At 36.1% G+C, this 11,958-nt stretch carries 11 protein-coding genes and 3 pseudogenes; 12 read left to right on the top strand and 2 right to left on the bottom strand.

Features of this window, described 5'->3' with window-relative positions; translation table 11 throughout:
• The first annotated feature begins 2 nt into the window (after positions 1 to 2).
• From M4I44_RS05935 to leuB, 10 genes and pseudogenes are all read left to right on the top strand, one after another.
• Positions 3 to 410 (top strand): hypothetical protein, encoded by a 408-nt coding sequence (locus tag M4I44_RS05935; protein WP_249966784.1) that lies wholly within the window; start codon positions 3 to 5, stop codon positions 408 to 410.
• A 31-nt stretch (positions 411 to 441) separates the two neighbouring features.
• On the top strand, positions 442 to 1,554 hold the full coding sequence (locus M4I44_RS05930) for a hypothetical protein (RefSeq protein ID WP_249966783.1): 1,113 nt from the start codon (positions 442 to 444) through the stop codon (positions 1,552 to 1,554).
• 22 nt (positions 1,555 to 1,576) lie between these two features.
• Positions 1,577 to 1,777, top strand: coding sequence for a hypothetical protein (locus M4I44_RS05925; protein ID WP_249966782.1), 201 nt, complete (start codon positions 1,577 to 1,579; stop codon positions 1,775 to 1,777).
• On the top strand, positions 1,767 to 2,270 hold the full coding sequence (locus tag M4I44_RS05920) for a glycoside hydrolase family 73 protein (protein ID WP_249966781.1): 504 nt from the start codon (positions 1,767 to 1,769) through the stop codon (positions 2,268 to 2,270). The genes M4I44_RS05925 and M4I44_RS05920 overlap by 11 nt, the downstream gene beginning before the upstream one ends.
• Position 2,271: 1 nt before the next feature.
• Positions 2,272 to 2,868 carry a hypothetical protein gene (locus tag M4I44_RS05915; RefSeq protein ID WP_249966780.1) on the top strand — a complete coding sequence of 199 codons (597 nt, stop codon included), beginning with the start codon at positions 2,272 to 2,274 and terminating at the stop codon, positions 2,866 to 2,868.
• A gap of 146 nt (positions 2,869 to 3,014) precedes the next feature.
• On the top strand, positions 3,015 to 3,842 hold the full coding sequence (locus M4I44_RS05910; RefSeq protein WP_249966779.1) for a DNA adenine methylase: 828 nt from the start codon (positions 3,015 to 3,017) through the stop codon (positions 3,840 to 3,842).
• Positions 3,843 to 4,515: 673 nt separating this feature from the next.
• Positions 4,516 to 5,910 (top strand): 3-isopropylmalate dehydratase large subunit, encoded by a 1,395-nt coding sequence (gene leuC, locus M4I44_RS05905; protein WP_070906060.1) that lies wholly within the window; start codon positions 4,516 to 4,518, stop codon positions 5,908 to 5,910.
• A gap of 150 nt (positions 5,911 to 6,060) precedes the next feature.
• On the top strand, positions 6,061 to 6,657 hold the full coding sequence (gene leuD / locus M4I44_RS05900; RefSeq protein ID WP_249966778.1) for a 3-isopropylmalate dehydratase small subunit: 597 nt from the start codon (positions 6,061 to 6,063) through the stop codon (positions 6,655 to 6,657).
• 123 nt (positions 6,658 to 6,780) lie between these two features.
• Complete coding sequence (locus M4I44_RS05895; RefSeq protein WP_249966777.1) at positions 6,781 to 8,301, top strand: alpha-isopropylmalate synthase regulatory domain-containing protein; 1,521 nt, start codon at positions 6,781 to 6,783, stop codon at positions 8,299 to 8,301.
• Between the two features lie 118 nt (positions 8,302 to 8,419).
• Positions 8,420 to 9,480: pseudogene (gene leuB, locus M4I44_RS05890) on the top strand (3-isopropylmalate dehydrogenase).
• Between the two features lie 137 nt (positions 9,481 to 9,617).
• Here leuB and M4I44_RS05885 read toward each other — a convergent pair.
• Both M4I44_RS05885 and M4I44_RS05880 read right to left on the bottom strand, forming a co-directional pair.
• Positions 9,618 to 9,967 (bottom strand): annotated as a pseudogene (locus M4I44_RS05885) (RNA recognition motif domain-containing protein).
• A 134-nt stretch (positions 9,968 to 10,101) separates the two neighbouring features.
• Positions 10,102 to 10,584 carry a DUF6252 family protein gene (locus M4I44_RS05880; RefSeq protein WP_249966776.1) on the bottom strand — a complete coding sequence of 161 codons (483 nt, stop codon included), beginning with the start codon at positions 10,582 to 10,584 and terminating at the stop codon, positions 10,102 to 10,104.
• A gap of 196 nt (positions 10,585 to 10,780) precedes the next feature.
• On the opposite strand from M4I44_RS05880, the pseudogene M4I44_RS05875 reads away from it, so the two are divergent.
• Together M4I44_RS05875 and rimM are read left to right on the top strand one after the other, a co-directional pair.
• A pseudogene (locus tag M4I44_RS05875) lies at positions 10,781 to 11,346 on the top strand (30S ribosomal protein S16).
• Between the two features lie 15 nt (positions 11,347 to 11,361).
• On the top strand, positions 11,362 to 11,886 hold the full coding sequence (gene rimM, locus M4I44_RS05870) for a ribosome maturation factor RimM (RefSeq protein ID WP_017494668.1): 525 nt from the start codon (positions 11,362 to 11,364) through the stop codon (positions 11,884 to 11,886).
• Positions 11,887 to 11,958: the final 72 nt, after the last annotated feature.

Below are 11,958 nucleotides of genomic sequence, written 5' to 3'. Positions count from 1 at the left end.
AAATGGCAGATAAAAGTGCAATTAGAAACTGGTTTTTAACTGGAAAAAAACCAACAGAGGCTCAGTACTGGGCTACATGGGATTCATTTTGGCATAAGGATGAAACAATACCGCAAAGCTCCGTTCAGAATCTCATCCAAACTTTAAACGCCAAAGCTGAAAAATCTCAGTTTGATGCGCATAAAACTGATCCTGATGCGCATTCAGAATTGGTTGGTCGAGCAAAGTTTATTACGGTTGGAGAACTCTTAATTTTCAAGCATCCAACTAACAATGATCCTGCAAAAAAGTACACACTTGAAAAAAATGACCTTGTTCAGGGATTTGTTGACGGAACTTGGATTACTGCATATTACAATGGTGGCGAAAAAAGTGCACTCATAAATTACAGTATAATTACAAACGCATAAATACAAACACAACTAATCAATAATTAAAAAAATGAAACGAATACATTTAATTTTACTCTTTGCTGTGTCATTTACAGCATTTTCTCAGGTTCAGATTCCGCAAGAATACACTATCCAAAAGCCTTTACGTTTAAGCACAGTTAATCCCGGCAAAAAAACGGATTCCCTACTTGTTCGAGGGCTTGATAATATTGTGAAATTTGTTCCACAAAGTTCTTTAGGTTCTCAGACCCTACAACAAGTTTTGGACAATGGTGGAGACTACAATTTTAGCACACCAGGGGCTAATATAGAAATTGGTATGGGGATTTCAAATGGGGGGTTCTCCGTTAGAAATACCAATCCTGGTATAGTTTCGGCAATTTATTCAACATTGGGGAATTTAGGTCTATTTGTTAGAAATGATTATAGCAGTACTGGATGGGAAATTGGTAATATGAGTAGTCAGTTTAACATAAGATCTTATAGTGAATTTTGGAGCACAGCTGTGAGATTTCCGGATCCAAATAGTTATACAGGAAACTCTGTACTTACGTTTCCAAATAAAGTAGGAGAACATGTACTTGCTACCCTTGATGATATACCTCAAACGTTACAGCAAGTAGTGAATAACGGTAACTTTCTAAGCTCAAACTCTGTGATTGCGTTTCCTAGCACCTCTATTTTTAGCGGGAACATAAGTATGAGTTCAAGTACGTTAAACAATCAGATGGATATCTCAGGTAATGTTATAGAGAATCATGACGATAACACAAGAGCCGAAGTAAACAGTGATAAAATCAAACTTGTGAATCCTGTTGAAGGTGGAGGGTTTATATTTTCACCAACGTATGGTGGGACTGGAACAACATATACAAATGCAACAAATCCGGTAGGCTGGGGCGCAGTTAAACAGGTGATACCAGTATCAGTTAATGGAAGTTTTGCGAATAGTAGTACTGGCAATATTGATTTGCAGATTGCGGTTAACAATCCAACTTTGACAACTTTGACACTCACATATTTGAACACCACATATCCAAATGCAGTAAATGGTTTTCGAGTGCACTGCAATCTCATTGAAGAAATTGGCCCCTTAATTTACGAGAAAACTTCGTCTGGCTGGTTGAAAATTGTCGCTTCAATAGTTTTCGATCCGGAATAAAAATAACTTTAAATTTAATTATATGAATAAATCAAAAATCGCAGTAATAGTAAGCTTACTTATCGTTTTAACAGGCTTCATCGACACAAAGTTTGATCTTTTGCAAGATGCAGGATTGTCTCTTGTAGTAATCAATCGAATTAAATTAATTGGATTGATTCTATCAGCAGTTCTTCCAAGTATCACACCATTATTTTCAAAGAAAGGAGATTATGACGCCTAGATTATTTGTAGAAACATTTCTACCACATGCTCAAAGAGTAGAATTAAAAACAGGAATTTCTGCTATTGCAATTTTAACTCAGGCTGCCCTTGAATCTGCGTGGGGAGAAGTCGCTCCCGGAAACATGTTTTTTGGAGTTAAAGATACAGACGGTTTAAATGGAAATGAGCAATTATTGACAACTACTGAATACACAAAAAATGTCAAAAACCCAATGCCAGTTCATATTTCTTCAACTCCTGTCGTTCGTAATGGAGTTAAAATGTTTAAGCATAAAGGAAAGGACTATTTCAGAAAGTACTCTACTCCTGAAGATTGTTTTAATGATCATGCGCAGTTTTTTATTAAAAACAAACGCTACTCTGAGGCCTTAAAAGTAAAAAATAATTACATCAAATTTTTTGATGCGATTGCAAAAGCTGGATATGCTACAGACCCTAATTATGCAGCAACATTAAAAGCTGTATCAAAGTCAATTACAAAACATATTTAAGATGAAAAAATTAGTTTTCATTATTATGATATTGTCCATACTAGGCTGTAAAACTAAAACTGTTACAGTTGAGAAAACAATTGAAAAAGAAAAAGAATCGGTGTCCAAGTACTTAGATTCTTTATTTCAGCAATCTCTTAATATAAATTTAAATTACCAGAAACATCAATTAACATTAAATGATAATTTGAAACTTTCAAGTATTGCAGAACTGGATAGTTCAGGCATTAGGAAACCGTTTCATTATAAGCATTATGTAAATGGAAAGTTGAAGGAAGAAATCTATTTAGAAGGTGGCGAAATCAACAAGAACACAAATTCTAGTAATTTAAACGAGTTAGAAAAAAAAGAAGCTGTCAGAACCGAAAAAACACTGGTAGAATCTGATGTTGGAGAACAAAAGGCGACAGAAAAAGATAAAGTACACAGAAACAAAAACGCTAAGACTAATGGTTTTCAATTTGGGTTTTATGTTTGGGTATTTCTATTAATACTACTACTTATAATAATAAGTTGGGTCTCTAAAAGATTCAATTTACCTAACAGTATAAAAAAATGTTGGGTACAAAGGAGGAATAAAAAGAGTCCTCCAAACTAATAATATACCTTCCTACAGTAATTATTTTCAGACAGCATAAAGCCACAGCGTTTGGAGGACAATAAGTCTTCCGAGCTGTGGCTTCTTGCGTCATGTTTTATTACTGTAGGAAGTGCAAATATAATCAATCATCAATCAAAAAACGAATGGAAAAAAAGAAAATTTTTAAATCAGCACCTCTGCCATTTATGGGGCAAAAACGCAAATTTTTAAAGCAGTTTGAGATAGCTTTAAAAGAATACTCACCAACAGCAACTTATGTAGATTTATTTGGAGGTAGTGGCTTACTAAGTCACAACGTTAAATCTATTTACCCTCATGCCACAGTAATTTATAATGATTTTGATAATTATAAAGAACGTTTAGAGAATATAGATAGAACAAATTTATTGCTCAGTCGTTTAAGGCACATTCTGCGGGCTTGTGCACCTGAAAAGAAGATATCAGGTTTAGAAAGAACAAATGTTCTGAACTGCATAAAGAAGGCACAATATGATGGATATGTAGATTTCATAACTTTATCCAGTAATCTGTTATTCAGTATGAAATATGTTCAAAGTTATGAACAACTGGAAAAAGAAACCCTTTATAATTGTTTAAGGAAATCAGATTATTTTGCTGATGGTTACTTAAAAGGTATTGAAGTAACTAGCAAATGTTATAAAGAATTGTTTTCTAAATACAAAGACTTTCATAATGTCATTTTTTTAGTTGACCCACCATATTTGTCAACCGAAAGCGGAACATACAAAAACTTTTGGAAATTGCGTGATTATTTAGATGTCTTAAACGTTTTGGATGACACCAAGTACTTTTATTTTACCTCAAACAAATCATCAATTATTGAGCTCTGTGAATGGATTGAAACAAAAACACCATTGAGTAACCCTTTTAATGGAGCTTATACAGAAAAAATGCAAACAACCATAAACTATTCGTCGAGTTATACCGATATAATGATCTATAAAAAATAGTAAAATTTGATACAATAGATTAAATTAAAAAGGCCGCTTTCATTGTAGTGGCCTTTTTAATTTAAATGTGGTTTAAAGAACGTTTAAATGAAAAGCTTTTTCTTAGTCAGTCTTTTTGTATTTTTGAACTAAAACTTGTTTTGTATTTTTGCACTTTTGGTTTTGCCGATTATAACTTCTTCATTTAATTTCATTCTAAAAAAGAAAAAATACGCTTCTTGGATGTCGTATTATTTCCAATAAAAAAACACAAATACATATTCCTCCTCAAGGCGTCAAAGTGCGCTTAAAAAGTGTTTTTATCTGAGATCCCAAAAACTTAAAAAGGAATTCAAAATCAATAAAAATCGCCTTTTTTGTTGGTTTTGTTACATTTTTAAAACCTAAAACCTATATTTTATGGTGATTTCAAGGCAAATTCATCAACTGCTAAAATTCAAAGCTACTCTCTGGAAATTAACTTCGGAAAGAAAAACAATACTTATCTGCCATTCTTTTTGCGGCCAAAAACAGATTTTTCAAAAGCCAATCGCAATTCGTATTTTTAGTTTGGGTATCGTATATAATGAAATATTGAAATTGACCACTTTTTAGCTTTTTTAATTTTGCTTTCCTATTATATATAAGCAGAAATTGCTGTGGTTATAGAAATTACAATTAAAAAAACAAAACAATGAGTAAGACATTATTTGACAAAGTATGGGATTCACATGTAGTGCGTAAAATTGAAGATGGACCAGATGTGTTTTTTATTGACCGCCATTTTATTCACGAAGTTACAAGTCCCGTTGCTTTTCTAGGATTAAAAGCCAGAGGCGTTTCCGTTTTATATCCGGAGCGTACTTTTGCAACTGCAGACCACAATACTCCAACTATTAACCAACACCTGCCAGTACAAGATGCTCTGTCCGCCAATCAGCTGAAAGCACTTGAAGACAACGCCAATGAATACGGAATTTCACACTGGGGACTAGGACACATTAAAAATGGAATTGTACACGTAGTGGGTCCTGAAAATGGAATTACTTTGCCAGGTGCTACTATTGTTTGCGGAGATTCACACACCTCTACTCACGGTGCTTTTGGAGCGATTGCTTTTGGTATCGGAACTTCTGAGGTTGAGATGGTTCTTTCTACGCAATGTATCATGCAGCCAAAACCAAAAAAAATGCGTATCAACGTAAACGGTCAGTTAAGCAAAGGAGTTGGACCAAAAGATGTTGCGCTTTACATTATCGCTCAGTTAACGACTTCAGGCGGAACCGGTTATTTTGTTGAATATGCCGGAGATGTTTTCGAAAATATGACCATGGAAGGCCGTATGACGGTTTGTAATCTAAGTATTGAAATGGGTGCCCGAGGCGGGATGATCGCTCCGGATCAGACTACTTTTGATTTCCTTGAAGGAAGATTATTCACTCCAAAAGGAGAAGCATGGGACAAAGCGGTTGCCTACTGGAAAACCCTAAAAACGGATCCTGATGCTGTTTTTGATGCCGAACTGAACATCAATGCTTCCGATATCGAACCAATGATTACTTATGGTACTAACCCGGGAATGGGAATTGGTATCTCAAAACATATCCCAAATGCAAAAGAAGTTGAAGGTGGCGAGGAAACTTACAAAAAATCTTTGGCTTACATGGGCTTTAAAGAAGACGATGTAATGATCGGAAAACCAATTGACTATGTTTTCTTAGGAAGTTGTACCAATGGGCGTATTGAAGATTTCAGAGCTTTTGCCGAGATTGTTAAAGGAAGAAAAAAAGCTGACAATGTAACGGCTTGGCTAGTTCCCGGCTCTCATGTTGTTGAAGCTCAAATTAAAGAAGAAGGTATTTTAGATATTCTTACGGATGCTGGTTTTGTATTACGTCAGCCTGGTTGCTCTGCATGTCTGGCTATGAACGACGACAAAGTTCCTGCCGGAAAATATGCAGTAAGTACCTCCAACAGAAATTTTGAAGGTCGTCAGGGCCCAGGTTCCAGAACATTATTAGCAAGTCCGATTATGGCTGCCGCAGCTGCTGTTACTGGAAAACTAACAGACCCAAGAGAATTATTTTAATTCTTGCTGTAAGCATTAAGCAATAGGCTTTAAGCTTTACATAGAACCTTAAAAAAAGGCTTACAGCTTATCACTTAAAGCCTCAAATAAAAAAACAATTACTGTAGGAAAAGCCTAAAGCTTACTGCCTACAGCCTAAAGCAGAAAAAAATGGCATACGATAAATTCAACATACTTACCAGCAGTGCGGTGCCACTGCCAATTGAAAACATAGACACCGATCAAATCATTCCGGCTCGTTTCCTAAAAGCTACAAAACGTGAAGGTTTTGGAGACAATTTGTTTAGAGACTGGAGATACAACGGAGACGATACTCCAAAAACTGATTTCGTTTTAAACGATTCAACTTATAGTGGAAAAATTCTGGTTGGAGGAAAAAATTTCGGCTCAGGATCTTCGAGAGAGCACGCTGCATGGGCAGTTTACGATTACGGCTTTAGAGCTGTCGTTTCAAGCTTCTTTGCAGATATCTTCAAAGGAAACTGTTTAAATATTGGAGTTCTTCCGGTTCAGGTAAGCCCTGAATTTGCCGAAACCATTTTCAAAGCTATCGAGGCTGATCCTAAAACAGAACTGGAAATCAATTTACCAAATCAAACGATTACCTTATTGTCGACAGGCCAGCAGGAATCATTTGCCATTAACGGATACAAAAAAAACAACATGATTAATGGCTTTGATGACATTGATTATTTACAAAACATTAAAGAAGACATTGTTCCTTTTGCTGACAAACTTCCTTATTAAAAAATCAGGTTCAGTCCTATGAGACCCGGCAGGTTTTTTTAAAATCTGTCGGGTCTTATAACTTAAACAAAACCAGACAACACAACAACAATCTATTTGTATAAAGGAATTTGGAAAATCAATATGGAAAAAAGAAAAATTGAAATAATGGATACGACACTCCGTGATGGCGAACAAACCTCGGGAGTATCATTTTCTGCTGCAGAAAAACTGACCATTGCACAATTACTGTTGGAGGAATTAAATATTGACCGAATCGAAATTGCCTCTGCACGCGTAAGCGAAGGAGAATTTCAGGCCGTAAAAGGCATTACTACCTGGGCAACCGAAAAAGAATACATCAATCGTATTGAAGTTCTTGCCTTTGTAGACGGTGGCGTTTCGATAGAATGGATGAAAAAAGCTGGTGCAAGAGTTCAAAATTTATTAACCAAAGGCTCCTTAAATCATCTCACTCATCAATTAAAAAAAACACCTGAACAGCACTTTTCTGAAATCGCACACATCATCACTTTAGCCCGGGAGAATGATATTGAAACCAATGTTTACCTGGAAGACTGGAGTAACGGAATGCGAAATTCTCCTGACTATGTTTTTCAATTTCTGGATTTTCTATCCACTCAGCCTGTTAAAAGAATTTTGCTTCCGGATACTTTGGGTGTGCTAATTCCGTCCCTGACTTTTGAGTTTATTTCAAAAATCAGAGCCCGATATCCTAAAATTCATTTTGATTTCCATGCTCATAACGACTACGACCTAAGCGTTGCCAATGTTATGGAAGCCATAAAAGCCGGTATCAACGGACTTCATGTAACCGTAAACGGAATGGGAGAACGTGCAGGAAATGCGCCCTTAGAAAGCACAGTGGCCGTGATAAACGATTACCTGCCTGAAGTAAGCATCAACATTAAGGAAACTTCTTTGTATACCGTAAGTAAACTAGTAGAAACTTTTACTGGCTACAGAATCCCTGCCAACAAACCGATTGTAGGAGACAATGTTTTCACGCAAACTGCCGGAATTCATGCCGACGGAGACAATAAAAACAATCTGTATTTTAATGATTTACTTCCGGAACGCTTTGGAAGAAAACGAAAATATGCTTTAGGAAAAACGTCAGGAAAAGCTAATATCGAAAAGAATCTTCAGGAATTAGGCTTAAAATTGAATCAGGAAGATTTGAAATTGGTCACACAAAGAATCATCGAACTGGGAGACAAAAAAGAGACGGTAACCAAAGAAGATCTCCCGTACATTATTTCTGATGTTCTGGACAGCCATACTTATGAAGAAAGAATAAAAATTGAATCCTATATATTAGTTCACTCAAAAGGAATGCGCCCGTCAACAACTTTATGCTTAAAATTCGGCGATGAAATTATCGAAGAAAATGCTCAGGGTGATGGTCAGTTTGACGCTTTTATGAATGCTTTATCCAAAATTTATAAAAACAAAAAACTAACACTTCCCAAATTAATTGACTATGCCGTAAGAATCCCTCCCGGAAGCAGCTCTGATGCTTTGTGTGAAACCATCATCACCTGGGTCAACAACGGAAAAGAATTTAAAACGAGAGGATTAGATTCTGACCAGACCGTTGCAGCAATTATTGCAACTCAAAAAATGCTTAATATAGTTACTTAACATAAGAGACAAAGATTCAGAGAGACAAAGGTACAAAGACTAAAAAATAGAGTTTCCACCCTAATACCTCTGAACCTTTGCCTCTCTGAACCTCTGAACCTTAAATAACACACATAGAATGAAATTAAACATAGCCCTTTTAGCAGGAGACGGAATTGGTCCTGAGGTAATAAACGAAGCGGTAAAAGTATCTGATGCTATTGCAAAAAAATTCAATCACGAAATAACATGGACACCAGCCTTAACCGGAGCATGTGCAATTGACGCCGTTGGAGTTCCTTATCCTGATGAAACTCACGAAATATGCATGAAAGCCGATGCTGTTTTATTTGGCGCAATCGGTCATCCAAAATATGATAATGATCCAAGTGCACCGGTACGTCCGGAACAGGGTTTATTACTCATGCGTAAAAAATTAGGATTGTTTGCGAATGTACGCCCAACCTTCACTTTTCCATCCTTAATTGATAATTCTCCTTTAAAAAGAGAAAGAATCGAAGGTACTGATCTGGTTTTCTTAAGAGAACTGACAGGAGGGATTTACTTTGGGGAAAAAGGAAGAAAAGATAATGGCGACACAGCATTTGACAATTGTGTTTATACCAGAGCTGAAGTACAACGTCTGGCAAAAAAGGCTTTGAACTAGCCATGACCCGCAGCAAAAAATTATGCTGTGTTGACAAGGCGAACGTTCTGGAAACTTCGCGTTTATGGAGAGAAACAGTACAGGCTATGGAAAAAGACTATCCGGAAGTTACCGTATCTTACGAGTTTGTAGATGCCGTTGCCATGCGATTGGTTCAATGGCCTAATTCTTATGACGTTCTAATTACCGAGAATTTATTTGGAGATATTTTAACTGATGAAGCTTCTGTAATCTCGGGCTCTATGGGATTAATGCCTTCTGCTTCTGTTGGAGAACACACTTCTCTTTACGAACCAATTCATGGATCTTACCCACAAGCTACAGGATTGAATATCGCAAATCCGTTGGCTACTATTTTATCAGCTGCCATGATGTTTGAAGATGCTTTTGGATTAAAAGACGAGGCCGAAGCCATTAGAGCAGTTGTAAACCAATCCTTAGAACAGGGAATTGTTACCGAAGATCTGGCTCCAAAGGGTACTAAAGCTTATAAAACCACTGAAGTTGGAGACTGGCTTGTAGCTAACTTATAGTTTTTTTTTAGTTTCAGGTTTCAAGTTTCACGTTCCAACAACTTGAAACCTGAAACTTGAAACCTGAAACAAAAAAAACGTGAAACAAAAAAAGGGATCAACGCAAGTTGATCCCTTTTATATATTTAGAAAAAATATTAATATCCTCCTCTGTTACCACCACGGTCATTTCCACCACGGTTGTTTCCGTAACCTCCGCGAGAATCACCTCCACGGTTGTTATTGAAGCTTCTTCTTTCACCTTCAGGTTTTGGTTCAGATTTATTAACAACAATTGTACGACCTTGAACAGTAGCTCCGTTCAATTCATCAATTGCTTTTGAGCCTCGCTGTCGTTTGGCATCTCAACGAAACCAAATCCTTTGCTTCTTCCAGTAAATTTATCAGTAATAATTTTAACTGAATCTACTGCTCCGTAAGCCTCGAAAGACTCTCTTAAATCTGCTTCCTCAATACTGAATGGAAGGCTTCCAACAAAAATGTTCATATGTACTTATTTATAATAATGTAGCAAATGTAACTTTATTTTTCTGTAATCTACTATATATTAGTTTATTTATGTTTTTATTTTGATTTAAAAAAACAGATATCAATAAAACCAAACCATCGCAAATTAAAACTCTAATTTTCAAATGTTGCCGAAATTGGAATTTTGTAAAAAACACCTTCAGTAAAACTAATTTTTGGTTTTTCGAGATCCTTTTCATCCTCATTCAAAGCAGTAAACTTAAATGTCCCTGAGATCGTTTTGTTCTCGGCATTATATTCGGTAATCACAATTTGCCCATCCCCTTTATTTACACCTGTAGAAAACCGGGATGGCGGCGACGATTGTGTATTTAAGTAAGTTGCCGTCGTTACATTGTCACGCCCCAGAATGTAGGTTTGTGCTGTTGGCTCCGGAACTTTTAAAATTACTTTTTCAAATCCAAGATCACCCACAATAACAAAACCGCTGTTCGTAACACTGGAAGCATTATAGTTTACAGCACGCCAAAACACATTTTCCTTTAAGCTTTGGAAGGCCGGATTATTGAATTTTATATCTTCAGAACAAGCAGAAACAATAAAAAGCAGTAATACTAAAGAAATTATTTTTTTCATATCACAGTAAATTTGAGGCAAAAATAACCTCAATTAAGATAATTATTTAAAAAATGAAGTTAAAAAGGACATAAATGCCTCAGAAATACACCTGAAATACATTTAATATGATTTCGAACGTATAATTCATAAAAAATTATATCTTTGCGCCCTTAATTAACAGGGGTCGAGTACCTCAAAATTTAATCATACGATTATGTCAGTAAAAATTAGATTACAAAGACACGGTAAAAAAGGAAAACCTTTTTACTGGGTTGTAGCTGCAGATGCACGCTCAAAAAGAGATGGTAAATACTTAGAGAAAATCGGTACTTACAATCCAAACACAAACCCGGCAACTATCGACTTAAACCTTGATAGTGCAGTTAAATGGTTACACAATGGTGCTCAACCAACTGATACTGCTAGAGCAATTCTTTCTTACAAAGGTGCTTTATTGAAACACCACCTTGATGGAGGTATCCGTAAAGGAGCTTTAACTCAAGAGCAAGCTGACGCTAAATTAGCTGCTTGGTTAGAAGCTAAAGCTGGAAAAGTTGATGCTAAAAAGATGGTTTATCAAAAGCGCAAGCTGATGTTAAAGCTAAAGCTTTAAAAGCAGAACAAGAAGTTAACGCTAAACGTTTAGCTGCTGCTGCTCAAGCTGAAGCTGACGCAATTGCTGCTGCTACTGCTGCTGAGGCTACAGAAGAAGTTGCTGAAGTTGAAGCTTCAACTGAAGAAACTGCTACTGAAGAGAATAACGAAACAACTGAAGCATAATTTTAGCTGGCGAGAATGCGTAAAGAAGAATGTTTTTATTTAGGTAAAATCGCTAAAAAATTTAGTTTCAAAGGTGAAGTTCTGGCTTATTTAGACACGGACGAACCTGAGTTATACGAAAATCTGGAATCAGTGTTTGTTGAATGCAACAAACACTTGGTTCCTTTTTTTATTGAAACAAGTTCTTTGCACAAAAACGACTTTCTAAGAATTCGTTTTGAAGATGTAAACACAGAAGAAGATGCAGATGCCCTTGTTGGCAATGCCATTTATCTTCCTTTAACAATGTTGCCAAAACTTTCCGGCAACAAATTTTATTTCCACGAAGTAATCGGTTTTGAAATCGAAGACCAGCGCTTAGGTGTTTTTGGAAAAATCGCTGCCGTAAACGATACGACGGCGCAACCTCTTTTTGAAGTTTTAAATGGCGAAGTCGAAATGTTAATTCCGATGATCGATCAATTCCTTGTAAAAATAGACCGTGAAAACAAAAAGGTTATCATGAATCTTCCTGAAGGTTTAGTGGAGATGTACCTTTAAGTTTAGAAATTCCAAATTTTTTTAAATTCCAAATTCCAACTTGACAGAAGGGAATTATCAGTATTTTTTGAA

The sequence above is a fragment of the Flavobacterium sp. B183 genome (assembly GCF_023539155.1).
Taxonomy (GTDB): domain Bacteria; phylum Bacteroidota; class Bacteroidia; order Flavobacteriales; family Flavobacteriaceae; genus Flavobacterium; species Flavobacterium tructae.
Note: the sequence above shows the minus strand (reverse complement) of the source record. Positions and strands in the feature narration are given on the sequence as shown.